The 26,308-nt window shown below is 48.5% G+C and carries 28 protein-coding genes; 27 read left to right on the forward strand and 1 reads right to left on the reverse strand.

Annotation, left to right across the window (positions count from 1 at the left end; translation table 11 throughout):
• The first annotated feature begins 64 nt into the window (after positions 1–64).
• The 12 genes from FGQ85_RS05305 (at position 65) to FGQ85_RS05360 (ending at position 10,427) form a co-directional block, all read left to right on the forward strand.
• On the forward strand, positions 65–2,161 hold the full coding sequence (locus tag FGQ85_RS05305; protein WP_138372854.1) for a polyribonucleotide nucleotidyltransferase: 2,097 nt from the start codon (positions 65–67) through the stop codon (positions 2,159–2,161).
• 118 nt (positions 2,162–2,279) lie between these two features.
• The gene (locus FGQ85_RS05310; protein WP_138372855.1) at positions 2,280–2,909 is read left to right on the forward strand and encodes a DUF1847 domain-containing protein; all 630 of its coding nucleotides are present in this window, start codon (positions 2,280–2,282) and stop codon (positions 2,907–2,909) included.
• A 222-nt stretch (positions 2,910–3,131) separates the two neighbouring features.
• A complete protein-coding gene (locus tag FGQ85_RS05315) occupies positions 3,132–3,416 on the forward strand; it encodes a site-specific integrase (RefSeq protein WP_087167327.1) in 285 nt (94 codons plus the stop codon).
• A gap of 459 nt (positions 3,417–3,875) precedes the next feature.
• The gene (gene spoIIIAA / locus FGQ85_RS05320; RefSeq protein ID WP_138372856.1) at positions 3,876–4,784 is read left to right on the forward strand and encodes a stage III sporulation protein AA; all 909 of its coding nucleotides are present in this window, start codon (positions 3,876–3,878) and stop codon (positions 4,782–4,784) included.
• Entirely contained in the window at positions 4,775–5,308 is a 534-nt protein-coding gene (locus tag FGQ85_RS05325) for a stage III sporulation protein AB (protein ID WP_138372857.1), read from the forward strand. Before spoIIIAA ends, FGQ85_RS05325 begins: the two co-directional genes overlap by 10 nt.
• 49 nt (positions 5,309–5,357) lie before the next feature.
• Positions 5,358–5,552, forward strand: a complete 195-nt coding sequence (spoIIIAC, locus tag FGQ85_RS05330) for a stage III sporulation protein AC (RefSeq protein WP_024732252.1) — start codon at positions 5,358–5,360, stop codon at positions 5,550–5,552.
• A gap of 35 nt (positions 5,553–5,587) precedes the next feature.
• A complete protein-coding gene (locus FGQ85_RS05335) occupies positions 5,588–5,974 on the forward strand; it encodes a SpoIIIAC/SpoIIIAD family protein (RefSeq protein ID WP_087167324.1) in 387 nt (128 codons plus the stop codon).
• Positions 5,971–7,131 carry a stage III sporulation protein AE gene (locus FGQ85_RS05340; protein ID WP_138372858.1) on the forward strand — a complete coding sequence of 387 codons (1,161 nt, stop codon included), beginning with the start codon at positions 5,971–5,973 and terminating at the stop codon, positions 7,129–7,131. Before FGQ85_RS05335 ends, FGQ85_RS05340 begins: the two co-directional genes overlap by 4 nt.
• An 8-nt stretch (positions 7,132–7,139) precedes the next feature.
• Positions 7,140–7,478 carry a stage III sporulation protein AF gene (locus FGQ85_RS05345; RefSeq protein ID WP_162610131.1) on the forward strand — a complete coding sequence of 113 codons (339 nt, stop codon included), beginning with the start codon at positions 7,140–7,142 and terminating at the stop codon, positions 7,476–7,478.
• Positions 7,414–7,947, forward strand: coding sequence for a stage III sporulation protein AG (locus FGQ85_RS05350; protein WP_243097565.1), 534 nt, complete (start codon positions 7,414–7,416; stop codon positions 7,945–7,947). Before FGQ85_RS05345 ends, FGQ85_RS05350 begins: the two co-directional genes overlap by 65 nt.
• A 14-nt stretch (positions 7,948–7,961) precedes the next feature.
• The gene (locus FGQ85_RS05355) at positions 7,962–8,684 is read left to right on the forward strand and encodes a SpoIIIAH-like family protein (protein ID WP_207738697.1); all 723 of its coding nucleotides are present in this window, start codon (positions 7,962–7,964) and stop codon (positions 8,682–8,684) included.
• A gap of 150 nt (positions 8,685–8,834) precedes the next feature.
• On the forward strand, positions 8,835–10,427 hold the full coding sequence (locus tag FGQ85_RS05360) for a peptide chain release factor 3 (protein WP_138372860.1): 1,593 nt from the start codon (positions 8,835–8,837) through the stop codon (positions 10,425–10,427).
• A gap of 119 nt (positions 10,428–10,546) precedes the next feature.
• Here FGQ85_RS05360 and FGQ85_RS05365 read toward each other — a convergent pair whose 3' ends face one another.
• Positions 10,547–11,770: an Rpn family recombination-promoting nuclease/putative transposase gene (locus tag FGQ85_RS05365; RefSeq protein ID WP_171027890.1), complete on the reverse strand. Its 1,224-nt coding sequence runs from the start codon at positions 11,768–11,770 to the stop codon at positions 10,547–10,549.
• 411 nt (positions 11,771–12,181) lie between these two features.
• Here FGQ85_RS05365 and FGQ85_RS05370 point away from each other — a divergent pair, with 411 nt between their 5' ends.
• The 15 genes from FGQ85_RS05370 to FGQ85_RS05440 all read left to right on the forward strand — a co-directional run bounded on the left by FGQ85_RS05370 (position 12,182) and on the right by FGQ85_RS05440 (position 26,301).
• Positions 12,182–12,562 carry an Asp23/Gls24 family envelope stress response protein gene (locus FGQ85_RS05370; RefSeq protein ID WP_087167318.1) on the forward strand — a complete coding sequence of 127 codons (381 nt, stop codon included), beginning with the start codon at positions 12,182–12,184 and terminating at the stop codon, positions 12,560–12,562.
• Positions 12,563–12,746: 184 nt separating this feature from the next.
• Positions 12,747–13,154, forward strand: a complete 408-nt coding sequence (gene nusB, locus FGQ85_RS05375) for a transcription antitermination factor NusB (RefSeq protein ID WP_087167317.1) — start codon at positions 12,747–12,749, stop codon at positions 13,152–13,154.
• A 3-nt stretch (positions 13,155–13,157) separates the two neighbouring features.
• Positions 13,158–14,384: an exodeoxyribonuclease VII large subunit gene (gene xseA / locus FGQ85_RS05380; protein ID WP_138372862.1), complete on the forward strand. Its 1,227-nt coding sequence runs from the start codon at positions 13,158–13,160 to the stop codon at positions 14,382–14,384.
• Entirely contained in the window at positions 14,362–14,559 is a 198-nt protein-coding gene (gene xseB, locus FGQ85_RS05385; protein ID WP_087167315.1) for an exodeoxyribonuclease VII small subunit, read from the forward strand. The genes xseA and xseB overlap by 23 nt, the downstream gene beginning before the upstream one ends.
• Positions 14,546–15,445: a polyprenyl synthetase family protein gene (locus tag FGQ85_RS05390; protein ID WP_138372863.1), complete on the forward strand. Its 900-nt coding sequence runs from the start codon at positions 14,546–14,548 to the stop codon at positions 15,443–15,445. Before xseB ends, FGQ85_RS05390 begins: the two co-directional genes overlap by 14 nt.
• A 12-nt stretch (positions 15,446–15,457) precedes the next feature.
• Positions 15,458–17,359 carry a 1-deoxy-D-xylulose-5-phosphate synthase gene (dxs, locus tag FGQ85_RS05395; RefSeq protein ID WP_138372864.1) on the forward strand — a complete coding sequence of 634 codons (1,902 nt, stop codon included), beginning with the start codon at positions 15,458–15,460 and terminating at the stop codon, positions 17,357–17,359.
• Positions 17,360–17,362: 3 nt separating this feature from the next.
• Positions 17,363–18,175: a TlyA family RNA methyltransferase gene (locus tag FGQ85_RS05400; RefSeq protein ID WP_087167312.1), complete on the forward strand. Its 813-nt coding sequence runs from the start codon at positions 17,363–17,365 to the stop codon at positions 18,173–18,175.
• A 4-nt stretch (positions 18,176–18,179) separates the two neighbouring features.
• Positions 18,180–18,989 carry an NAD(+)/NADH kinase gene (locus FGQ85_RS05405; RefSeq protein ID WP_087167311.1) on the forward strand — a complete coding sequence of 270 codons (810 nt, stop codon included), beginning with the start codon at positions 18,180–18,182 and terminating at the stop codon, positions 18,987–18,989.
• A 4-nt stretch (positions 18,990–18,993) separates the two neighbouring features.
• Positions 18,994–19,443, forward strand: a complete 450-nt coding sequence (gene argR, locus FGQ85_RS05410; protein WP_087167310.1) for an arginine repressor — start codon at positions 18,994–18,996, stop codon at positions 19,441–19,443.
• A gap of 38 nt (positions 19,444–19,481) precedes the next feature.
• Positions 19,482–21,167, forward strand: coding sequence for a DNA repair protein RecN (gene recN, locus FGQ85_RS05415; RefSeq protein WP_138372865.1), 1,686 nt, complete (start codon positions 19,482–19,484; stop codon positions 21,165–21,167).
• A 103-nt stretch (positions 21,168–21,270) separates the two neighbouring features.
• Entirely contained in the window at positions 21,271–22,332 is a 1,062-nt protein-coding gene (locus tag FGQ85_RS05420) for a SpoIVB peptidase S55 domain-containing protein (RefSeq protein WP_087167308.1), read from the forward strand.
• A 130-nt stretch (positions 22,333–22,462) separates the two neighbouring features.
• Positions 22,463–23,251 carry a sporulation transcription factor Spo0A gene (gene spo0A / locus FGQ85_RS05425; RefSeq protein WP_138372866.1) on the forward strand — a complete coding sequence of 263 codons (789 nt, stop codon included), beginning with the start codon at positions 22,463–22,465 and terminating at the stop codon, positions 23,249–23,251.
• Between the two features lie 71 nt (positions 23,252–23,322).
• The gene (gene glgA / locus FGQ85_RS05430; protein WP_138372867.1) at positions 23,323–24,759 is read left to right on the forward strand and encodes a glycogen synthase GlgA; all 1,437 of its coding nucleotides are present in this window, start codon (positions 23,323–23,325) and stop codon (positions 24,757–24,759) included.
• A gap of 32 nt (positions 24,760–24,791) precedes the next feature.
• A complete protein-coding gene (gene metF, locus FGQ85_RS05435) occupies positions 24,792–25,661 on the forward strand; it encodes a methylenetetrahydrofolate reductase [NAD(P)H] (protein WP_138372868.1) in 870 nt (289 codons plus the stop codon).
• Positions 25,654–26,301, forward strand: coding sequence for a vitamin B12 dependent-methionine synthase activation domain-containing protein (locus tag FGQ85_RS05440; RefSeq protein WP_087167305.1), 648 nt, complete (start codon positions 25,654–25,656; stop codon positions 26,299–26,301). The genes metF and FGQ85_RS05440 overlap by 8 nt, the downstream gene beginning before the upstream one ends.
• The last annotated feature ends 7 nt before the right edge of the window (positions 26,302–26,308 follow it).

Below are 26,308 nucleotides of genomic sequence, written 5' to 3' on the forward strand. Positions count from 1 at the left end.
TGTTTTTCAGTAGTTTCGGGATTCTCCGCACGACGAAAAAGAAAAGAAAAATGAGGAGGATCTTATGTACAAGACATTTGAGATGGAACTTGCCGGACGTCCTCTGCGTGTTGATGTAGGCAGAGTGGCAAAGCAGGCAAACGGTGCAGCACTGATGCACTATGGAGAAACAACAGTACTTTCCACAGCAACAGCTTCTGAGAAGCCAAGAGAAGGAATCGATTTCTTCCCGCTGAACGTAGAGTACAATGAAAAGATGTATGCAGTTGGAAAGATTCCGGGAGGATTCAACAAAAGAGAAGGAAAGGCATCTGAAAATGCGATTCTGACAGACCGTGTCATCGACCGCCCGATGCGTCCGCTCTTCCCGAAGGATTACAGAAACGATGTTACCCTGGAAAACCTTGTCCTTTCTGTAGATCAGGACTGCAGCCCGGAACTGACAGCAATGATCGGATCCGCAATCGCAGTTGCGATCTCCGATATTCCGTTTGACGGACCGACAGCTTCTACACAGGTAGGACTTGTAAACGGTGAGTTCGTATTCAACCCGACTGCAGAAGAAAAAGCAGTATCCGATATGCAGCTGACTGTTGCATCTACAAAAGAAAAAGTCATCATGATCGAAGCCGGAGCCAACGAAGTACCGGAAGATGTGATGATCAAGGCGATTTTCGCGGCACACGAAGTAAACCAGACGGTAATCGCATTCATCGACCAGATCGTGGCAGAGTGCGGGAAACCGAAACATGAATATGAAAGCTTCGCAGTACCGGCAGACCTGATGGAAGAGATCCAGAAGCTCGTTCCGGCTGAAGAGATGGAAGAAGCAGTATTTACCGACGACAAGCAGACAAGAGAAGCAAACATCCGCGTAATTCAGGATCGTCTCGAAGAAGCATTTGCAGAAAACGAAGAGTGGCTGCCACGCATCGGAGAAGCGCTGTACCAGTATCAGAAGAAGACTGTCCGCAAGATGATCCTCAAAGATCACAAACGTCCGGACGGAAGAGCGATCGATCAGATCCGTCCACTGGCAGCGGAAGTAGACCTGATCCCGAGAGTACACGGCTCCGCAATGTTTACAAGAGGACAGACACAGATCTGCAACATTACAACACTTGCTCCGCTTTCCGAGGCACAGAAACTTGACGGACTTGATGAAGCAGAGACTTCAAAACGCTATATGCACCACTACAACTTCCCGTCCTACTCTGTAGGTGAGACAAAGCCGTCCAGAGGACCGGGACGCCGTGAGATCGGACACGGAGCGCTCGCTGAGCGTGCACTCGTACCGGTACTTCCGTCTGAGGAAGAATTCCCGTACGCAATTCGTACGGTATCCGAGACATTCGAGTCTAACGGATCCACATCTCAGGCAAGTGTCTGTGCATCCAGTATGTCCCTGATGGCAGCCGGTGTGCCGATCAAGAGCGCAGTAGCAGGTATCTCCTGCGGACTTGTAACAGGAGAGACAGACGACGATTATATCGTCCTGACAGATATCCAGGGACTGGAAGACTTCTTCGGAGACATGGATTTCAAAGTGGCAGGTACACATAAAGGTATCACAGCAATCCAGATGGATATCAAGATCCACGGACTGACAAGACCGATCATCGAGGAAACGATTGCCCGCACAAGACAGGCAAGACTTTACATCATTGATGAAGTGATGGACAAAGCAATCGCAGAGCCGAGAGCAGAAGTCGGTAAATATGCTCCGAAGATCATTCAGATGAGCATTGACCCGCAGAAGATCGGTGATGTGGTAGGACAGAGAGGAAAGACGATCAACGCCATCATCGAAAGAACAGGCGTGAAGATCGACATTTCCGACGAAGGAAACGTATCCATCTGCGGTACAGACAAAGAGATGATGGAAGAGGCAAAACGCCTGATCACAATCATCGTAACAGACTTCGAAGCCGGACAGGTTCTCGAAGGAACCGTAGTCAGCATCAAAGACTTCGGCGCATTCCTCGAGTTTGCTCCGGGCAAAGAGGGAATGGTTCACATTTCCAAGATCTGCAAACAGCGCATCGACCACGTAGAAGATGTTCTGACACTGGGAGACAAAGTCAAGGCAGTCTGCCTTGGAAAAGACAAGATGGGAAGAATCAGCTTCAGCATCAAAGACGTCGCTCCGGAAAACAGATAATTCAATCGAAAAATCCCAAGCATCCATGCCATAGACGGTGTGGATGCTTTTTTTCCGGGAAAAAGTGTGATATGATGGGGAAAGAGAAGACGGAAAAAGGACTGGGAGGAATGAAGAAATGGAAGAAAAGAAGATCAGAAGATCCTGTGTAGACTGTGCAGTGACAGCCTGTGAGCAAAAGGACGGGAACTATCCGGACTTCTGCCTGACGGCGTCACTGGATGAAGAACTGTTGGAGGAGGCACTTGCCTGCTATGAAGATCCGGAGAATCACAAGCTTGCTATCGCAGCAGCGGAGGTAGAGTATGAAGGATATCTGAAACTGACAAGAGTGGAGGAGATCATTCAGTTCGCCGGAAAGATCGGAGCGAAAAAGATCGGAATCGCTACCTGTGTCGGACTGATCCGGGAGAGCAGGACACTGGCGAAGATCCTGAGAGCCCACGGTCTGGAAGTCATTGGAGTAGCCTGCAAAACCGGGGCAGTGGACAAAAGCAGAATCGGCATTCCGGAAGAATGTCAGGAAATCGGCTGCCACATGTGCAATCCGATTTTACAGGCAAAATATCTGAACAAAGAAAAGACCGACCTCAATGTTGTAGTCGGCCTCTGCGTAGGACACGACAGCCTGTTCTACAAACATTCGGATGCACCGGTTACCACAGCCGTGACCAAAGACCGGGTACTGGGACACAATCCGGTTGCCGCACTTTATACGGCAGAGTCTTACTATAAGAAACTTTTATAAAAATACAGAACCGCATTGTATCTGTATAAATCGAAACCGAGTAAAAGAAGCATATCAGGGTAGAAGCATGCTGCCGGATGTGCTTCTTTTTTTATTGCCCGGATGTAAAAAAGAAAAAATTGTAAAAATTTCCCGTTTTTCTGACCCTTTTTGCTGTTTTATTCCATCTTTATATTATAGAAGGATAAAAACAGGGAAAAGTAAGCGTGAGGAGGAATCATCATGACAGAGAAAGTATATTTTACGGTGAAGGAAACAGATGTTAAGGATTTTAAAACCTATCTGTATGAAAGGGAAAACGCGGAGACGACTATTAGCAAATACAGTACAGACCTGCGTTGCTTTTTGAAGTTTCTTGGAAACAGCCGGGAAGTGGACAAGGCAAGACTTCTTGCATATAAAGAATGGCTGATAGAGCGTTACGCTGTAAGCAGCGTAAATTCCATGCTGGCTGCATTGAATCAGTTCCTGGAATTCTGCGGATACGCCCAGTTGAAGGTAAAATGATAATATGGAAATTTTTTAACGGGGACGTGTTCCGACGCATCGGAACACGTCCCCGTTAAACGTCTACATCTCATCTCTTTCAACCTACAAAATATCCCACAACCCCTTGAAAATACTGGAAAAACAGCAAAAGTAAAGAAACAACTATCCAAACAATAAGATCCACCAAACTAACTACGTCGTGTACCTGTGAAAAAAATTAGACAATAATAGATGTATACACAAAACCCGCCTGCCCGATCTAAAAGTTACAAAAGTATGAAATCCAGAAACTACAGAAAATCCGAGACTGCGACAGGGAAATATCTGATGCGCCACATAACAAAAAGATAAAAAGTCGAAAAAGATCGGTAAAAACAACTTAAAGACAACTTCATAATTTTTTCAATGGGGACGTGTTCCGATGCATCAGAACACGTCCCCCTGCATATATTGTGATGTAAAAGGTGGTGGACAATCATGAGTAAGCGGGAGGAGATTTTTCGGATTCTTCCGGAAAGGTTGAAGAGTGTAATAGGAAAGAGAAATCTGGATTTTGATCAGGTTACGGAAATTTGTATCCGGGTCGGGAGGCCGGTCTGTGTTTATGAGGGCGGCCGGGAGGTACGTCTGGATTATTTTCCGGGAAGAGAGGAGTTGAAGGAGATTGTGAATTTTATGAGCAGATATTCGCCGTATGCGTTTGAGGAGGAGATGCGGAAGGGTTTTTTGACGATTGAGGGTGGTCATCGCGTGGGGATGGCGGGAAAGGCGATTACGGAGAGGGACCGTGTGAAGAATCTTCGGTATGTGTCTTCGGTACATATTCGTGCGGCCCATGAGGTGAAAGGGTGTGCGGACCGGGTGTTTCCGTATATTACGAATCAGAAGGAGTTGTACCATACGATGATTATTTCGCCTCCGGGCTGCGGAAAGACGACGCTACTTCGGGATATCATCCGTCAGGTATCTGACGGCAATTCCTATGTGAAGGGCTGTACAGTGGGAATTGTGGACGAGCGTTCGGAGATTGCCGGATGTTATCTTGGGGCGGCGCAGAATGATATCGGCCTTCGCAGTGATGTGCTGGATGCATGCCCGAAGGCGGAGGGGATGCTGATGCTGATTCGTTCGATGACGCCGAAAGTGGTGGCGGCAGATGAGATCGGGACGAAGGAGGATGTGGAAGCGATTGAGTATGCCATGCACTGTGGGTGCAGGATACTTGTGACGGCCCATGGAAATTCGGTACAGGAGCTGAGGAAAAAGCCGGTTCTTGGGAGAATGATTCAGGAGGAGCGGTTTGAGCGGTACATTGTACTGAAGCAGGGGGACAGGCCGGGCATGATCGAGGGGATTTATGACAGGAGGGGACAGCCGTGCTGTTGAAAATCGCGGGAGCGGTTCTTGTAGTTTCTGCCTGTTCGGCCCTTGGCTTCGGTTACGGGCGGTCGCTGAACCAGCATCTGGAAGAACTGCGTTTCTTGAGAGAATTGTATCAGATGATCCGGGGCGAGATTGAATATACCAGGGAGCCGTTCCCGGAGGTGATGCTGGAGATCTCTTCCAGAATCAAGGAGCCGTATGCATCGTTGTTTGTGCAGGCGCACCGGGTGGTTGAGGAGCAGGGAAGCCTTAAGTTTCCGGAGTGGTTCCGTGAATACGCCTCCCGGACTTTGGAGGCATATCGAAAGGAAAAGCATCTGTCCGCAGAGGAGTGGGAAATATTTCTTTCCCTTGGGAGCCAGACCGGATATCTGGATCTTAAGATGCAGACGGGGATGCTGAAACTCTCGGGAGAACGATGGGAAAAATGGATCCGGGAGGCGGAAGCGGAGATTGGTCCCAGGCGGAGGATCGGGAACTGTCTTGGAGTGCTTGGCGGGGTTTTTCTTACGATTCTGTTTTTGTAAAAAACGATGGATGAAATGCTGGGAGAAAAAAGAAGGGAAGGAAGTGCGTATGAGTGTCAGTCTGATCTTTAAAATTGCCGCAGTGGGAATTCTGGTCTCGGTTTTAAGCCAGGTGTTAAAGCACAGCGGGCGGGAGGAGCAGGCGTTTTTGACCAGTCTTGCCGGGCTGATTCTAGTCCTGATCTGGATTGTGCCGTATATCTACGATCTGTTTGAAACCATGAGGCGTCTGTTTGCCCTGTAGCTGTAAATAAAATGACGAGGCGAAGGAGGGAGTAGATGTCCATACAAAAAGCAGCGGCCATCGGTGTATGTGCGGCACTGATTGCGTTGCAGTTTAAGGGAGGAAAAACAGAATACGGAATTTATGTCAGTATTGCGGCGGGAATTCTGCTTGGTGCGGGGATTATTGGAAAGCTCGGCACAGTGCTGGATACGGTAAAGGAGATCGGCTCGTTCCTCCAGATTGAAGGCTCTTATCTTGGAGTTCTCCTGAAGATGCTTGGTATTACTTATGTGGCGGAATTTGCCTCCAATATCTGCAAAGATTCCGGCTGCCAGACCATCGCCGCCCAGATTCAGCTCTTCGGGAAGATCACAGTGCTGGCGCTTGGAATGCCGGTACTCCTGACGCTGCTTCGGACGATTGAGGCGTTTTTATCATGAGAAGAAAGGAAAGCAGAATCGTTCTGGCAGTCCTTCTTGGAATTCTCCTGTTTTGGGGCGGCCTGAGTGTGACGGCAGAAGCAGCAAACGGGGAGGAGGAAACACCGGAGGCGGCCCGGGAGATGATGGAGGATCTGGATTTCACAGATGTGGATAAGATGATGCGGGAAATCTTTCCGGATGAGAGAATCCGGTTTGCCGATGTTCTGGAGACGTTTATGGAAGGGGATGTGTCCGGTGCCTTGCAGCTTGCGGGAAAAGGACTTCTTGGCACCTTGTTTTCGGTCCTTTCCGAAAACAGACAGGCGATGCTCCACATCCTGGTGATCGCGCTGATTGCGGCAGTCTTTGCCAACTTCAGCCATGTGTTTGCGGCAGGACAGGCTGCGGATGCGGGATTTTTTATTTTGTATCTGCTTTTGATTACGTTGCTTTTGCAGACCTTTGAGATGATGATGGATGCGGTTACATCCGGGCTGCAGCTTTTGACGGATTTTATGCAGGTGCTCTGTCCGGTCTACCTGATGGCCGCGGCTGTGGTCACGGGGAGCGCGACTTCTGTTGTGTTTTATAATTTGATGCTGTTCCTTATTTTTCTCGTCCAGAATGTGGTCTGCTATCTGATTCTCCCGCTGATCCATGTATATCTGATGATCCGTCTGATGGATGAACTCTCCCCGGAACCATTTCTGGGACGGTTTGCGGAACTGGTGGAAACGGTGATCAGCTGGATCTTAAAGACGATGCTGGTAGGAATTGTGGGGATGAATCTGATCCAGGGGCTCATCAGTCCGGTACTTGACCAGGTCAGGCGAAGCGGACTGCAAAAAGGGCTGGAATCCATTCCTGGAATTGGAAATACCATTGGAGGAATGACGGAGATTATCGTTTCGGCGCTGACGCTGATCCGGAATGGAATCGGAGTGGCCGGCGCGGTTATCTGTGTGGTGATCTGTCTCATTCCGGTTATTCAGATTGCAGTGATGGCGCTTCTATATAAATTGACCGCGGCGCTCCTGGAGCCGGTTTCGGATAAACGGGTGGTCGGATGCATTGCAGGTGCAGGAGACGGAGCGGTGCTTCTGTTAAAAACCGTCTATACCAGTGCCGTACTGTTTTTGATTACCATCGTGATTGTGGCGGCCGTTCGGTCATAGGAGGAGACATGTTTACATATATATATGACTGGATAAAGAATCTTGTTTTTTATCTGATCTTGATGACAATGCTGATGCAGATCATTCCGGATTCCGATTACAAAAAGTATATCCGCTTTTTTACGGGACTGGTATTGATTCTGCTTCTGGCAAGGCCGGTGCTTGGGGTATTCCAGCTGGAGGGAGAATTTGAAAACCTGTATCACAGTATGGAATACCGCCAGAACGTAAAGGAAATGGAACGGGCGAGGGAACAATTCGAGTCTGCGGAGGAGGGATATTTTGAATGGCAGCAGGACATGGCTTCAGAATCTTCTGAAGGGCGGGAAAATGCCGATGAAAAATAAGTGGCTGCTTCTGCTGCTTGCCGGGCTTTTGCTTCTGGTGATAGCACTTCCTGTTTCTGAACCTGAAAACAGGAAGACAAAAGAGGCTGAAACCGACACCGTGAAAGAAGAGGATTACGCTTCCATGGCTGAGGCTAAGCTGGAAAAGATTCTGGCGCAGATGGAAGGGGCAGGGAAGGTGAAGGTGATGATTACTCTTTCTTCCTCTTCAGAAAAGATAGTGGAAAAAGACAAGGAGACATCCAAAGATGAAACCCAAAGTACAAGCAGCGAGACAACGGTTTATGAAGAAACGACAGACAGGGGACAGACGCCTTATGTGGCAAAAGAACTGACTCCGGCAGTGGAAGGGGTGGTAGTGCTCTGTGAGGGAGGAGACGAACCGGTTGTGGTACAACAGATTACAGAGGCGGTTGAGGCATTATTTCCCGTAGAGTCACATAAGATTAAGGTAGTAAAGATGAAATAGGAAAAGCAGGAGGAATGACGGTGAAACGATTGATTAAGAAAAATCAGGTGATTGTGGCGGCACTGGCATTGATGATCGCGGCGGCAGGGTATCTGAATTATTCAGGAAAACTTTTTGAAAGTACAGATGACAGCGGAGTTTCCCAGCAGGCAAACAGTGAACTGCTTGATATTTCCGAGGAAGATATCGAGACCGGGTCCGGGGATATTGAAAGCCAGGATCAGGACGCGTCCGAGGAAACGGACGGGGATGTGGAAGGCACCCCGGGAGAGGCTGTGCTGACAAGCGGAGAGGTGAAAAATACGGTGGCCCAGGCCAAGGTATCCAGAGAACAGGTACGGGCGAAAAACAAGGAGACGTTGCAGGGGATTATCGACAGCGCTTCTGTGACAGAGGAACAGAAAGAAGAGGCGGTAAATCAGATGATCGAGCTGACCAGGGTGGCTGAGCAGGAGTCTGCGGCAGAAACGCTGCTTGCCTCAAAAGGATTTACCGAGACGGTTGTGACAGTCAGTGAAGGGGAAGCGGATGTGGTCGTCGGAAATGTGGAAATGACGGAGGCAAACCGTGCCCAGATCGAGGATATTGTCACAAGAAAAACCGGAGTGGCGCCGGAAAATATCGTCATCACTCCGATGAATAAAAAGGCAGACCAGAATACCGCTGCTGCAGAGGGCACGTCTTCGGATTCGGAAACCAACACGGAAGGCACAGAGAATACGGAAACAGCAGAATAAAAAGCGGACATCACGCGCAAAAGGTCCGAAAAATGCGGTCTGGACGGGAAAACCTGTTGCGAAATTCAGGATGGATGTGCTACAATATTTACCTGTGTGGAATCATATGGAAGATTCCGGGTAGAATAAAAGAAAATACAGGAGAGTATCATGTCAAAGATTACAGATGAAATAAAAAAGCGGAGAACGTTCGCGATTATTTCCCACCCGGATGCCGGGAAGACGACATTGACTGAAAAATTTTTATTATATGGCGGAGCCATCAATCAGGCAGGTTCCGTAAAAGGAAAAGCGACTGCAAAGCATGCGGTGTCAGACTGGATGGAGATCGAAAAGGAGAGAGGAATCTCGGTCACCTCTTCGGTACTGCAGTTTAATTATGGGGGATACTGCATCAATATCCTTGATACTCCGGGACATCAGGATTTCTCGGAGGACACATACCGGACACTGATGGCGGCGGATTCCGCCGTGATGGTGATCGACGCATCCAAAGGTGTGGAGGCGCAGACAAGAAAGCTGTTCAAAGTCTGCGTCATGCGTCATATCCCGATCTTTACCTTTATTAACAAGATGGACCGGGAAGCGATGGATACCTTCGAGCTTCTGGATGATATCGAAAAGGAGCTTGGCATCGCAACCTGTCCGGTCAACTGGCCGATCGGATCGGGAAAGGCATTCCGCGGGGTATATGACAGAAATGAAGAGGAGATCGAGCTGTTCTTCGATACGAAAAAGGGAACGACTACAGGGGAAGTAAAGAAGATCCGTCTGGATGACCCGGATGTGGACAGTTACATGGATCCGGACCAGAAAGAGCAGCTGTTAGGAGAGATCGAGCTTCTGGACGGAGCAAGTGCAGAGTTTGACCAGGATCTGGTGGATAAAGGAGAGCTTTCTCCGGTCTTCTTCGGATCTGCGCTTACCAACTTCGGAGTAGAGACCTTCCTGCAGCATTTCCTCAAAATGACGACGCCTCCGCTTCCGAGACATTCGGACAAAGGCGACATCGATCCGATGACGGAGAAAGATTTTTCTGCTTTTGTATTTAAAATTCAGGCAAATATGAATAAGGCACACCGGGACCGGATCGCATTTATGCGCATCTGTTCCGGAGAGTTTGACGCAGGGATGGACGCCTTCCATATTCAGGGAGGAAAGAAAGTCCGTCTCTCCCAGCCGCAGCAGATGATGGCAAGTGAGAGAAAAATGATCGAGAAAGCATACGGCGGAGATATCATCGGAATTTTTGATCCGGGCATTTTCTCAATCGGAGATACGATCACCACATCCCCGGAAAAATTTGCCTATGAGGGGATTCCGACCTTTGCGCCGGAGCACTTTGCACGGGTGCGCCAGGTAGATACGATGAAGAGAAAGCAGTTCATCAAAGGGATCAATCAGATTGCCCAGGAGGGTGCGATCCAGATTTTCCAGGAGTTTAACACCGGAATGGAGGAGATTATCGTCGGTGTAGTCGGCGTTCTGCAGTTCGATGTGTTGAAATACCGTCTGAAAAATGAGTACGGTGTGGATATCATTCTGGAAACGCTGCCGTATGAGCATATCCGCTGGATCGAAAATGAGGAAATCGATATGGATCGTCTGACCGGTACATCCGATATGAAGAAGATCAAAGATCTGAAAGAAAGACCACTGCTCTTGTTTGTACACGAATGGAGCATCCGGATGACACTGGAGAGAAATGAAGGACTGAAGCTTTCCGAGTTTGGCCGGTCTTAAACGAAGGGATACAGGTTTGTCAATACCATAGCATTGATGATGAAATTGTTCAGGGGCCGTTGCAGCTTTTTTAAGCTGCAACGGCCCCTCTTTCAATCTCTGACTTTCGATCCTTCTGTTTAAACGAACTGCTTTTGAAAATCGTCTGGGGACATCCCGCATGCAGACGCTGCCTGTTCTAGATTCAGGACCCCTTCCTGATATAATTCCATCACGGCATCCTTCCGTCCCTGCTCATGCGCAGCATCTTTCTGCGCACGAACTGTTTCCAACAGCCTTTGAGCTTCGGAAAGCTTTCCCTGAGTCTTTTCAGACCGTTGTTCCGCCTCAATCGTTTTTTGTTCCGCCTCAATCGTTTTTTGTTCCGCCTCAACCGTTTTTCGTTCAGCCACGGCAGTTTTTTGTTCAGCCACGGCAGTTTTTTGTTCAGCCACGGCAGCCTTTTGTTCTGCTTCGACTGCTTTCTGTTCTGCCACAGCAGCCTTTTGTTCAGCCACGGCAGCCTTTTGTTCTGCTTCAACCACTTTTCGTTCCGCCTCGACTATTTTCCGCGCTGCCTCTTCCAGTTTTTCCTGTGCGTCTGTCAACTGCTGAAAAGTACGTTCGGCCTGTCGCTGCAGGGACAGCTGATCTCGAATTGCACGTTCTCTTGCCTCATATGCACGGCGTTTTTCTTCATCCTGGCTCATTTCCATCAGATCTTCATAGGCTTCTTCAAGATAAGAATTTCCTTTTGACATCTCCTTTAAGTCCTCCTTTTTACCGCCGCGGAAGAATTTCATCCATGCAATGATACCGTCCGGATGATGATACTCCTTGGGAATCTTGGGGAGTTCCAGAACCTGAATTTCCAGCTTGTCACTGTACAGGCTTCCGGTTTCTTCATCGTAAATCCGGGCCTTGCGATAACAGATATCATCATTTTTATAGTAGGTAAAATTCAAAACGCCGACATGCACGCATTTTTGAAGCTGATCATAGTCCTCGCCTTTGTGGAGTTGACTGGAAAACATCTTGCACAGATAAAACAGACTTCGGTCGTCCCAGTAGTGCATGTAGACGACCTGCATCTCGATGTCCAGCTGAGTGCCGTTTTCCAGAAGAACGTGAACATCCAGTACTCCCTTCTTTTCCTCCTCCGACCGTTTGGAAAGTTCATTTTCCAGGATGGTCGTATTCCCGATCTGATCAGGGGAAAGCTTCAGCAATTCGGCGATGAACCCTCTTCTTGTATTCGGATTCCGCATCAGCTCTTTGAAGCACCAGTCGATGTAAGGCTTCATAATAAAATCTTCTTCCGAAGTGGCCGCGGTGGTTTGATTTGTCATGTTGTTTTGCTGCATAAACAGTCTCCTTTCTGCGATGGCAATGCCTCTGACATAAGAAAACTGTTTCCGTTTCTTGTAGTCTACCATACTTTCCGGTATCAGAAAAGAGATACCCCGAAGGAAACGGATTTTCCAGATATATTTTCTAAACACATTTTCCAGACAGGAAGCTGCCAGCCATGTTTCTTTTGTCAAACAGTTGGGTAAATCGGCGAATGCCGTGAACGATGAAAAAGCAGAATGCTTTTTCCGATGGCCAAAGGATAGCACGAAAAACCGGAGCGGACAAGATGGAGAAAGATAAAATTTTTATGAAATGGCAAATCGCCTTGTAAGCATCCGGGGAATTTGGTATAATGAACACAGTAATTGTGTATTCTATACACAGGAAATGTGCATTAAGACCGAGATGAGGAGGTTTCAGATATGGGGAAAGAAGAAAGAAATACCTATACGATCCAGGAAGAGGAGATCGGACAGGTACAGATTGCTGATGAGGTGGTAGCGATTATTGCAGGCCTTGCGGCAATGGAAGTGGACGGCGTATCTTCCATGGCTGGCACATCCACGAGAGATCTCATCAGTAAACTGGGAAAGAAGAATCTCTCAAAGGGAGTCAAGGTAGATGTTCTGGACGGCGTAGTGACAGTATCCTTATCACTGAATTTACGGTTTGGAAAGAATATTATGGAAGTATCTTCCAAGGTACAGGAAAAAGTCAAGACAGCAATTGAAAATATGACAGGACTGACTGTCGCTGATGTCAATATCCGTGTTGTAGGCGTTGATGATGACACAGAAGCATAAAACCCGCACATTGTAAAGAATAAATATACGAGAAAATGCATTTTTATGCACAATAGATTGCCGCATAGCGGAAAGTACGGTATAATGAGGGGTGTCGGGATGATGCCCCTTTTTTATTCCACAGAAAAGTTCTGCCGGTAAAAGGCAGGAAAGCCATGCGGGAAGAGCAGAGAAAGGAAGTAATATGGGAAGATCAGAAATCAGAGAACACATTTTCAGAATTTTATTTGGAAAGGAATTCCACACACCGGAAGAGCTTCCGGAGCAGGCGGACCTCTATATGGACCTTCTGAAGACGGAACGGGAAGTAAGAGAAGAGGATGAGGCGTATATTGAGGAAAAAAGCAGGAAAATTGAAGCGCTGATCCCGGAGATTGACGTGCTGATCAATGAACATACGACCGGATGGAAGACCGGAAGAATGAATAAAGTGGACCTGACAATTTTGCGGCTTGCAGTCTACGAGATCAAATGGGACGATGACATCCCGGTCAAGGTGGCGATCAATGAAGCGGTAGAACTTGCGAAGCGGTACAGCAGTGACGAGGGTCCGGCTTTTATCAACGGAGTTCTCGCAAAGCTGGCAGATTAACAGATGATGAAAAATATATATACCGTCAGTCAGGTTAATCAATACATCAAAAATATGTTTACCCAGGACTTTATGCTGAGCCGCATCTATGTCCGGGGCGAAGTGTCAAATTGTAAATACCATCCGAAAGGACACATTTATTTTTCTCTGAAAGATGAGTCAGGAGCGATTTCCTGCATTCTGTTTGCGGGAAACCGGAAAGGACTGCCGTTTCGGATGCAGGACGGGCAGCAGGTTGCTGTGTTTGGCTCCATTTCTGTGTATGAGCGGGACGGGACCTATCAGTTGTATGCCAGGGAGATTGTCCTTGACGGTGCAGGGATTTTGGCGCAGAGATTTCAGGAGCTCAAAGAAGAGCTGGAAGAGATGGGCATGTTTGCGCCGGAATATAAGCAGCCGATTCCGGCTTTTGCGAAAAAGATCGGCATTGTGACCGCGCTGTCCGGAGCAGCCGTCCGGGATATCATTCACATCGCAAAACGGAGGAATCCATACATAGAACTGATTCTCTCCCCGGCACTTGTTCAGGGAGTGGAGGCAGCGCCAAGTATTGTAAAGGCGCTTGAACGGATTCAGAAAGAGGATGTGGATGTTATTATCGTCGGAAGAGGCGGCGGATCCATGGAGGATCTGTGGGCATTTAACGAGGAAGAAGTGGCAAGAGCCATTTTTGACTGCCCGATTCCGGTGATTTCCGCGGTCGGACATGAGACAGATACGACGATTGCGGACTATGTGGCGGATTTACGCGCGCCTACGCCGTCGGCGGCCGCCGAACTGGCAGTATATGACTTCCGGGCGGTGAAAGACGAAATGGAAACGAGACGCCAGAGCCTGAAGCGGGAAATCAACAGACAGACAGCCATCCGGAAGATGCGTCTTTCCCAGGAATACGAAGTGTTCCGGAGACTGCATCCGGGCACCCGGATTGCGGAAAAAAGGAAGCGTCTTGCGGATCTCGAAATGAGGATCAGGGAAGGAATGGATATAAAAATCCAGAGGCAGCGCCAGCGTCTTGCAGTGCAGATTGAGACTTTTTCCGGTCTGTCTCCAGTGAGCCGGCTCAATCAGGGCTATGCGTTTGTGCAGGATGAAACACGCCATGCGGTAAGGACGACCGGTCAGGTCCGGCAGGGAGACCGGCTGACTTTGTATGTGACAGACGGAACGATTCATACGATCGTGGAAAGGATAAAGAAGAACGACGATGGAGATCAACGAAATCTTTGAAAAACTGGATGAGATCCAGGAGAAGATGCAGTCGGAGGAAATCTCTCTGGAAGATTCCTTCCGGTATTATGCGGAAGCGATGGAGCTTTTAAAACAGTGCGATGAGCAGATCGGCACCGTGGAGAAACAGGTGCAGATGCTGGACGAGAATGGAGAAAAGCATGAGTTTGAATAGTTGGGAAAAAGAAAGAGAAAATAAAGTAAAAGAGCTGGAAGAGATCATCGTCTCCTATCTTCCGAAACAGGAAGGGTTTCAGAAGGTAATCATGGAGGCTATGGAATACAGTCTGATGGCAGGTGGAAAGCGGCTTCGTCCTATGCTGATGATGGAGACCTACCGGATGTTCGGAGGTACTTCCGACGTCATCCGGCCGTTTCTTGCGGCACAGGAGATGATTCACACCTACTCTTTGGTGCACGATGATCTCCCGGCGATGGACAATGACGAATATCGAAGAGGGCGGAAGACTACTCACATCGTCTATGGAGAGGATATGGGAATTCTGGCCGGAGATGCCCTGTTAAATTATGCCTTTGAGACGGCTTCAAAAGCTTTTGATATGAAGCCGGAGGCGTCCCGGATGATCGGGAAGGCACTGCAGGTACTTGCAGGGAAAGCGGGAATCTACGGCATGATCGGAGGCCAGGTTGTGGATGTTGCTTCCACGGGAAGCCGGATCGGGAAAGATAAACTGGACTTTATCTATGAGCTGAAAACAGGCGCCCTGATCGAGAGCTCCATGATGATCGGAGCGATTCTTGCCGGAGCGTCCGAAGCGGAAATCCGGACGATGGAACGCATTGCGTCCAATGTGGGGATTGCGTTTCAGATTCAGGATGATATCCTGGATGTGACAAGCACGACGGATGAGCTTGGGAAACCGGTCCACAGTGACGAAAAGAACGAAAAGACAACCTATGTGACGCTGCGCGGACTTGAGAAAGCAAAAGAAGATGTGGAGCGGATTTCCCAAGAGGCGCTGACGCTTCTTTCAGGACTATCTGTGGAGAATCCATATCTGACATGGCTGATAAAGGAATTGATACATAGAAAGAAATAGTGAGGGATTTCTATGGTACTTGAGAGGATACAAAAAGAAAATGATATTCAGAACATAGCAAAAGACGAACTGCCGGTTCTCGCGCAGGAGATCCGGGAATTTCTTGTGGAGAAAATCAGCCGTACCGGCGGACATCTTGCGTCCAACCTTGGTGTGGTGGAACTGACAATCGCGATGCATCTGTGTTTCCATCTCCCGGAGGATAAGATGATCTGGGATGTGGGACACCAGTCCTACACGCACAAGATTCTGACAGGACGCCGGGAAGGTTTTGACGAGCTGAGAAAATACGGCGGAATGAGCGGATTCCCGAAACGGAATGAAAGTAAGTGTGACGCATTTAATACAGGACACAGTTCCACATCGATTTCCGCAGGACTCGGCTATGTGGAGGCACGGGATATCCGTGGAGAGGACTATTATGTGATCTCCGTCATCGGGGACGGTGCCCTGACAGGCGGAATGGCATTCGAGGCACTGAACAATGCTTCGAATCTGAAGACAAATTTTATCATTGTGCTCAACGATAATCAGATGTCGATCTCTCAGAACGTGGGCGGGATGTCCTGGTATCTGGATGAAATCCGGACGGCGGATGCCTATACGAACCTGAAGAAAAGTCTCGAAAAGGCGATTCGCAAAATTCCGTCAGGCGGCGATCAGATCATGAATCATCTGAGAAAGACAAAGAGCAGTATCAAGCAGCTGTTTGTCCCGGGAATGTTTTTTGAAGATATGGGGATCACCTATCTGGGACCGGTGGACGGGCACAATATCAAAGAACTTGTCCGTGCCTTTCATGAGGCGAAGAAGGTCCAGGGATCGGTGCTGTTACATGTTCTGACGAAAAAGGGAAAAGGATATCTTCCTGCTGAGGAGGAGCCGTCCCGGTTCCACGGTACGGAGCCCTTTGATATCCGCACAGGAAAACCTTTAAAAAAGAAAGAGAAAGACACCTATACTGATGTGTTTGCAAAAGTTATGTATGAGATGGGCGCAAAGGAGCCATCTCTTGTGGCCCTCACGGCTGCAATGGAAGACGGAACCGGCCTTGCCCCGTTCCACCGGAAATACAAGGAACGATTTTTTGACGTGGGAATCGCAGAAGGACATGCAGTGACCTTTGCAGCAGGGCTTGCCGCAGGTGGACTCAAACCGGTGTTTGCGGTGTACTCTTCTTTCCTGCAAAGGGGCTTTGACCAGATCATTCACGATGTGGCCCTTCAGAATCTTCCGGTTGTGTTTGCCGTGGACAGAGGCGGACTGGTCGGAAGTGACGGCGAGACTCATCAGGGGATTTTTGATTTGTCCTATCTGTCCATGATTCCGAACATGACAGTGATGTCCCCGAAGAATAAATGGGAGTTTGCGGATATGATCAGGTTTGCTATCGGATTTACCAAAGGACCGGTTGCCATCCGCTATCCAAGAGGAACGGCATATGACGGATACCGGGAGTTCCGGCCGGCGATAGAATATGGAAAATCAGAAGCAGTCTTTGAGGAGGAGGACATTGCCCTGATCAGTGTCGGTCATATGTTTGAAACGGCTGCAAAAGTCCGGGAAAAGCTAAAAGAGGCGGGTCTCAATGCAAGCCTGATCAATGCCAGATTTGTAAAGCCTCTGGATGAAGAGCGGATTGCAAAGCTGGCGGAAGATCACAGACTTCTGGTAACAATTGAAGAAAATGTAGAAAGCGGCGGTTTTGGAGAACGGGTGCTGGAGTTTGCCAATCGAATGGCTCTGGATGTCCGGATCTTAAACATCACTCTTCCGGATGATTATATTGAACACGGCAGTGTGGATATGCTGAGAAAAGAGGTCATGCTGGACAAAGAATCGATTCTGAAAAAGGTTCTGACCGTCTATGCGGGTATGCAGCATGAGATAGCAATGAAAAAAGGAGACCAGTAAAAAATGAAAGAACGTCTGGACGTATTACTTGTAAAACGAAATCTGGCTGAATCCAGAGAAAAGGCAAAAGCAGTTATCATGTCCGGCAATGTTTTTGTGGACGGACAAAGGGAGGACAAGGCCGGGACAACGTTTCCGGAGGATGTCGCCATTGAGGTGCGGGGCCATGCGCTCCCCTATGTCAGCAGAGGCGGACTGAAACTGGAAAAAGCCATGAAAGAATTTGACGTGGAGCTGCAGGATAAAGTATGCACGGACGTGGGATCCTCCACCGGAGGGTTTACAGACTGTATGCTTCAGAACGGGGCAAAAAAAGTATTTGCCATTGATGTGGGGAGAGGACAGCTTGCCTGGAAACTGAGGCAGGACGAGCGGGTGGTATGCATGGAAAAGACCAATATCCGCTATGTGACGCCGGAGGATCTGGGAGAGCCGATTGACTTTTCTTCCATCGATGTATCCTTTATTTCCCTGACCAAGGTTCTTCTTCCGATTTATCAGTATCTGACGAAGGACGGAGAGATTGTGGCGCTGATCAAGCCGCAGTTTGAGGCCGGCAGGGAAAAAGTCGGCAAGAAAGGGGTCGTGCGGGAAAGAAGCACACATGAAGAAGTGATCCGGATGGTGACGGACTATGCAGCTTCCATCGGATTTACGGTGAAGGATCTGACCTTCTCCCCAATCAAAGGACCGGAGGGAAATATCGAATATCTGGTCCACTTAAAGAAAACAAATGGGGAGGAGGATCGGGATGTGCCGTCAGATGAGGCGATCAAACGTGTCGTGACAGAGGCCTTTGAGACACTGGCAAAATAGAAAGATGAAACAGATTTACATTATCACAAACAGTGGAAAAGACGAACATCATAGAGTGACAAAGCAGGCGGTGTCTTATCTGGAAAGTCATGGTGTGCGCTGCATTCTGAACCGGGAAGAGGCGGAACAGGAAACAATCGACTGCGCCCTTGTCATCGGAGGTGACGGGACATTGATTCTTGCGGCCAGAGAGCTCCTGGGACGGGATGTTCCGATTCTCGGAGTGAATATGGGAACACTTGGATATCTGACAGAAGCGGAGGTGCAGAATCTGATTCCGGCACTGGACCGGCTGCTGGCGGGAGAATATTCTGTGGAAAACAGGATGATGCTTTCGGGAACGCTTAAAGATCTGAGGACAGATACGGCACTCAACGATATAGTTGTAACAAGAAGTGAATCGCTTCATATTGTCAGGCTGAATCTATATGTGAACGGAGAGTATCTGACTTCCTATCAGGCGGATGGCCTGATTATCTCTACGCCGACCGGATCTACTGCCTACAATCTGTCGGCAGGCGGTCCGATTGTGGAGCCGACGGCATCGCTGATTTTGATTACGCCGATCTGTTCACACTCCCTGAATAACAGCAGCATTGTCGTATCGGATGCTGATCTGATTGAAGTGGAGATCGGATCCAGAAGAAACAAAGAAGAGGAAGAAGCGGTCGTGACCTTTGATGGAACCGACATTATGAGGCTGAAAACAGGAGAACGGGTGCGTATCCGAAAAGCCAAAGAAGTGACGAAACTGATCCGGTTAAGCAGGATCAGTTTCCTGGAGACACTGCGGGAAAAAATGAAAGGAAATTAGCCGAATGAAAGTAAACAGACATGCAAAGATTGTGGAATTGATCCGGAAATATGATATCGAGACACAGGAAGAGCTGGCAGAGCGCTTAAATGAGGCGGGATTCAAGGTGACACAGGCAACCGTCTCCAGAGATATCAGGGATCTGAAACTGACGAAGGTGCCGTCAGAGAACGGGAGACAGAAATATGCCCTTCTCAGGCATGATGGAAAAGAAATGAGCGAGAAGTACATCCGTATTTTACGGGATGGCTTTGCGTCAATGGATATGGCAGAAAATATTCTGGTTATCAAAACCGTGCCGGGAATGGCCATGGCTGTTGCGGCAGCCATTGACGCCATGCAGTGGCATGAGATTGCCGGATGTATTGCAGGGGATGACACGATCATGTGTGCCATCCGAAGCAGGGAAGAAACAGTGGAAGTGATGGACCGGCTCAGAGGAATGGTCATGTAACTGCAGCCGGACGGATGTGCATAGAAAATGGAGGAGACATGTTACAAAGTCTGCACGTAAAAAATCTGGCGCTGATCGAAGAGGCAGAAGTCGAATGGAAGGACGGGCTGAATATCCTGACCGGGGAGACCGGAGCGGGAAAGTCCCTTCTTCTTGGTTCAGTACATCTGGCTCTCGGAGGAAAATACAGCGCCTCCATGCTCCGCGAAGGGGCGGATTACGGACTGGTGGAAATGGTCTTTTATATCCGGGATCCGAGACAGAAAGAAAAGCTTGTAGCACTCGAAATTGAACCGGAGGACGGGATTGTGGTTCTGAGCAGAAAACTCATGGACGGAAGGAGTATCAGCAGGATCAACGGAGAGATGGTTCCCATCGGGCGGCTGAAAGCAGCAGCGGAGATCCTGATTGATATTCACGGACAGCATGAGCACCAGTCCCTGCTGTACAAGAAAAAGCATCTGGAAATTCTGGATGCCTACGCAAAGGAAGAGGCAGATCCGGTAAAGAAAAAAGTCCGGGACGCATACCGTGTATACCGGGAGGCGGTAAAGACGTTGGAAGAGGCGGACAAAGCAGAGACCGAGCGCAGGAAAGAGGCCGATTTCCTTTCCTTTGAGGCATCGGAAATCCGGGAAGCATCCCTTGTAACCGGAGAGGATGAGGAACTGGAACAGCGCTATAAAAAGATGCTCAATGCAAAGAAAATCACAGACAGCATTCAGGAAGCCTACCAGTGCACAGGGGAACTCTCCGATGTATCGGCATCCAGTCTGTTAAGCAGAGCCATCCACGCCATGTCGGAAGCATCGGCGTATGATGAACATATTAAAGAGCTTTACGGAGAACTGCTGGAGATCGACAGCCTGTTGAATGATTTCAACCGGGAACTCTCCGACTGTCAGGAAGAATTCCGCTTCTCCGAAGAAGAGTTTTATGAGACCGAAAACCGGCTCAATACGATCAATCATCTCAAAACAAAATACGGAAAGACCATTGAGGACATTCTGGCATACGCGGAAGAGACCGAAAAAAAACTCGCTGTACTGGCAGACTATGACGCATATCTGGAACAGCTTAGAAAACAGAAAGAAGAAGCACTAGAAGAGCTTCAGATCTGGACGGATCAGCTGACCCGGATCCGGAAATCCTATGCAAAAGGACTTTCCGAAGAAATCCGTCAGGGAATTCTCGACCTGAATTTCCTGAACGTTGAATTTGAGACAGAGATCCGGCCTCTTTCCGATTTCACCGAATACGGAAAAGACGAGGCGGAATTCATGATTTCCCTCAATCCGGGAGAAAAGAAAAAGCCCCTCGGCATGGTAGCATCCGGAGGAGAACTCTCCAGAATCATGCTGGCCGTCAAATCTGTACTGGCTGACAAAGATGAAGTTGAGACACTGATCTTTGACGAAATCGATACCGGAATCAGCGGCAGAACCGCACAGAAAGTATCCGAGAAAATGGCACTCCTCGGAAAACGCCATCAGGTTCTCTGCATCACCCACCTGGCCCAGATCGCAGCCATGGCAGACGCACATTACCTGATCGAAAAACAGACCGATGATCAGAAAACAACAACCGGAATCCGGCTTCTGAATGAAGACGAAGAAATCCAGGAACTCGCAAGGATTCTGGGAGGAGCCGAAATCACGCATGCAGTTCTTGCCACAGCCCGGGAAATGAAAAAGCTTGCCGGAAACATGAAAAAAACAGAATAGAATACATGGTTTTGAAAATACTAATTGGGGACGTGTTCCGATGCAAAGGAACCCGTCCCCAATGATCATTTTCAGAATATTCAGTTTTTTAGGAGGCGGCGTTATGTGGGTGAAATGGTATCGAAGGGGCGTGCTGATCGTGCTTGTGGCGTTTATGCTCCTGGGTGGGAGCTATTGTTTTCTGGAGTGGAAGCAGGGACAGTTTGAACAGGAGGTCAGTACATCGGAAATTGACGAAAATCTTGTCATTCCCGGAGGTATGCCGGTGGGGCTTTATCTGGAGACAGACGGTGTGATGGTTCTTGGGACAGAGGCTGTGGAGGATGCGGACGGGATCGCAAAGGAGCCTGCCAGACATCTGGTAAAACCGGGAGATTACATTGTAGGAGTCGATGAAAAAGAGATTGGTACGAAAAAAGAGCTTCAGGCGGCGGTGGCCCGGGAAGAAGCAAGTGAAGTTGTCCTTCATCTGCGCAGGGAGGAAGAATACCTGGATGTGAAGACCGAACTGGTTGACAGTGAAGAGGGAAAGAAACTTGGTATCTGGGTAAAGGACAATGAACAGGGGCTGGGAACGATTACCTTTCTGGACAGTCAGAGTCATTTTGGCGCGCTTGGCCATGGAATCCGTGATACGGATACGAACGAACTTCTGGAAATTGGGGACGGACGCCTTTACACGACCAGCATTCAGGATATCCAGAAAGGAAAGGCGGGGGATCCGGGAGGAATGGAAGGCGTGATTGTCTACAATAATTACAATATCCTTGGATCCATCGACCAAAATACCGAGGAAGGAATTTACGGAACCATTGACCGGATTGACGCACTGTTTTCGGATCAGGAGCCGGTTCCGGCGGCTGCAAAAAAAGAGGTTCACACCGGAGATGCCGTGATCCGGTGTGCAGTCAGCGGAGAGGTGGAAGACTACCGGATTCGTATTACAAAAATCGACTGGAATGCCAGGGAAGCAAATAAGGCATTCGTAATCGAGGTGACGGACGAAAAGCTCCTCGGCCTGACCGGCGGAATTGTGCAGGGAATGAGCGGAAGCCCGATTCTTCAGGATGGGAAACTGGTGGGAGCAGTAACCCATGTTTTTGTCCAGAACGCGGCCAGGGGGTACGGGATCTACATCGGGAATATGTTGAACCATGTCAGATAAGGAAAAAGAATGCAGGGAGATGTCGAATTGTTACGACAGCAATTTCTTGATTTGGCAAAATGTGAAATTTATAATAGTGATCGTAGCGTTTTTTAGGAAAGAATGGGAGAAAGCGGAGGTTGAAAGGAAAATGGATCAAGTAAATGTAGCGATCGCAGACGACAATGAACGAATGCTGGAACTTTTGGGAAATATTATCACATCGGACAAAGATCTTTCCCTCGTCGGCAAGGCGAACAATGGGGAAGACGTCTATCAGATTATAAAAACAAAAGAACCTGATGTCGTATTGCTGGATCTGATCATGCCGAAAGTCGACGGATTAAGTGTGATGGACATGGTCAATAAAGACAGGACAATCCAGAAACGGCCGGATTTTATCATTGTTACAGCGGTTGGACAGGAGAAGATTACAGAAGATGCATTCCGCAAAGGTGCGGCCTACTACATTATGAAGCCATTTCGGAACGAAGTACTGATTGAGAAAATCAAAAGCACAAGATGCAAAAGACATATGGAAGCCTCTATGCAGGCGATGGAGGTACGAAAGAGAGAAGAAGACGCAAAGCCTCTGGAGACGAGGGTGACTGATATGATCCATGAGATCGGGATTCCGGCACATATCAAAGGATATCACTATCTGAGAGATGCGATTATCATGGCGGTGGAAGATATGGATGTTCTGAATGCCATTACGAAAATCCTCTATCCGACGGTAGCTAAAAAGCACCAGACAACGGCAAGCAGAGTGGAGCGGGCCATCCGCCACGCCATTGAAGTGGCATGGAGCAGGGGAAAGCTTGATGTTCTGGATGATCTGTTTGGCTATACAGTAAGCAACGGGAAAGGGAAACCGACCAATTCGGAGTTTATCGCCCTGGTAGCGGATACGATCCGATTAGAATACAAACATCGATAAATTCTTTGCAAATGCCGGAAAATGCGGTATAATAAGTCCATAGTTTATGTTTTTATTCAGGAGGAAGACTTATGAAGAAAATATTATTTGTAGCATCTGAGTCGGTTCCATTTATCAAAACAGGAGGACTCGCAGACGTTGTAGGTTCCTTACCAAAATATTTTGACAAAGAAGAGTACGATGTCAGAGTAATGCTTCCGAAATACATGTGTATGAAAGAAGAGTGGAAAGAAAAACTGACATATAAAATACATTTTTATATGGACTTAAACTGGAGAGAGCAGTATGTCGGAATTCTGGAGCTTGTTCATGAGGGCATTACTTTCTATTTCATCGATAATGAATACTATTTCAACGGATTTACTCCGTACGGCGATACGAAATGGGATATTGAGAAGTTCGCGTTCTTCTCAAAGGCAGCATTAAGCGCCCTTCCGCTGATTGATTTCCGCCCGGATATCATTCACTGCCACGACTGGCAGACAGGACTTGTGCCGGTTTATCTGGACAATTTCCGATACGGCAACGAATTCTTCCGCGGCATCAAGACGGTGATGACGATTCACAACCTCAAGTTCCAGGGAATCTGGGATACGAAGACAGTGAAGGACATCACAGGACTTCCGGCATATTATTTCGCGCCGGACAAGCTGGAAGCATACAAAGATGCCAACCTGTTAAAGGGCGGTATCGTTTATGCGGACAAGGTGACGACCGTCAGCAATTCCTATGCAGAAGAGATCAAGCAGCCGTTCTACGGAGAGCGCCTGGACGGTCTGATGAATGCAAGATCCAACTGTCTGTCCGGTATCGTAAATGGTCTTGATTATAATGAGTGGAATCCGGCGACGGACCCGATGATCGAGTACCACTACGATGTGACGAATTTCCGCAAGGAAAAGGTAAAGAATAAACTTGCGCTTCAGGAGGCACTTGGACTGAATCAGGATAAGAAAACCATGATGATCGGTATCGTATCCCGTCTGACTGACCAGAAGGGATTTGATCTGATTGCGTATGTGATGGATGAGCTCTGTCAGGATGCGGTTCAGATCGTGGCTCTTGGAACAGGAGAAGAGCGTTACGAAAATATGTTCCGCCACTTTGCATGGAAATATCAGGGTAAAGTATCGGCAAATATTTATTATTCTGAGCCGATTTCCCATAAGATTTATGCATCCTGTGATGCCTTTTTGATGCCGTCTCTCTTCGAGCCGTGCGGACTGAGCCAGCTGATGAGTCTGCGCTACGGTACCGTACCGATTGTCAGAGAGACCGGAGGATTGAAAGATACGGTAGAGCCGTACAATGAATTTGAAAAGACAGGAACCGGTTTCAGCTTTGCAAACTACAATGCCCATGAGATGCTTGCAACCATCCGGTACGCGGAGAAGATTTATTATGACAAACGCCGTGACTGGAACAAGATCGTAGAGCAGGGCATGAAGAAAGACTTCTCCTGGAAGAATTCCGCAAGGCAGTACGAAGAGCTTTATGAGAGCCTGTAAAGAATAAAACATAGACAGCTTAGGAGTACAACATGAAAATAAGAGAAAAATTACAATCAGGAAAAGTACATATTTCCTTTGAGGTGTTTCCACCGAAGACGGATGACAAATATGAGAGCGTCCTGAAGGCGGTGGACGAGATTGCGACAGTCAAGCCGTCCTTCATCAGCGTCACCTACGGCGCCGGCGGCGGCACAAGCAAGAATACGGTGGGTATCGCATCCCACATTCAGAACGATCTGAAGGTGCCAAGCCTTGCGCACCTGACCTGCGTCTCTTCTACGAAAGCAGAAGTGCGGGAAGTGATCAAAAAATTAAAAGAAGAAGGCATTGAAAATGTGCTGGCTCTTCGGGGCGACATTCCGGAGGGAATGGAGTACCCGGCGGAGGACAAGTTCCAGCATGCCATCGGGCTGATCGAGCTTCTGAAAGAGAGCGGGGATTTCTGCCTTGGCGGAGCCTGCTATCCGGAAGGTCATGTGGAGAGCGCGACTCAGAAGGAGGATATCCGCCACCTGAAAGAAAAGGTGGACTGCGGGCTGGATTTCCTGACGACCCAGATGTTTTTTGACAATCATATCTTATACAACTTCCTGTATAAGATACGGGAGGCAGGAATCACGGTTCCGGTGCTTCCGGGCATCATGCCGGTCACAAACAAAAGCCAGATCAAGAGGATCTGTTCACTGTCCGGAACTTATCTGCCGGAACGGTTCAAAGCAGTGGTAGACCGGTTCGGTGACAATCCGAAGGCAATGCGCCAGGCAGGCGTGGCATATGCGACGGATCAGGTGATCGACCTGATTGCAAACGGCATCAATAATATCCACATTTATTCCATGAACAAGCCGGAGGTTGCAAGGGCGATCATGGAGAATCTATCGGAGATTGTAGATGAATAGAAAGATAAGGGAGGCTGTCCGTTATCTGGGATATGGAAGACATGCGATAGATGAACAGACACTTGCTTTGGTGGAAAGCTCCATGGAGGAGCTTTCTTCCGGGGTAAGAGAGCGATTCATCTATCGCATTTTTGAATTATCTCAGGAGGGGGAGACCTTGAAAATCGGAGATTGGGAAATCAAAAGCAGAAGCCTTTCTAAAAACATGAAAGGATGCAGACAGGCAGCAGTGTTTGCGGCGACTCTTGGGCCGGAAGCTGACCAGATGATCCGCAGGGCTTCTGTGACGGAGATGGCAAAAGCGGTTGTCCTGCAGGCCTGTGCAGCAGCGCTTCTGGAGGAGTACTGTGACAGCTGTCAGGATCGGATCGCACAGGAAATGGCAGAAGAAGGAAAATACCTCCGTCCAAGATTCAGCCCTGGATATGGAGATTTTGATATCTGCCATCAGGAGATGCTTTTGAAGATTCTGCAGGCGGACAAGACCATCGGTCTTACGATGACAAAAAGTTTCATGCTGACGCCCACCAAATCGGTGACAGCACTGATCGGAATCAGTACGGAGCAGACGCCCTGTCACAGGCAGGGGTGCGAGGTCTGTGAAAAGACAGACTGCGCATACAGAAGAGACAGCAAGTAAGAAGGAG

Origin of the sequence: Pseudoflavonifractor sp. BSD2780061688st1 E11 (assembly GCF_005844125.1) — a bacterium.
GTDB lineage: Bacteria > Bacillota > Clostridia > Lachnospirales > Lachnospiraceae > Sellimonas > Sellimonas catena.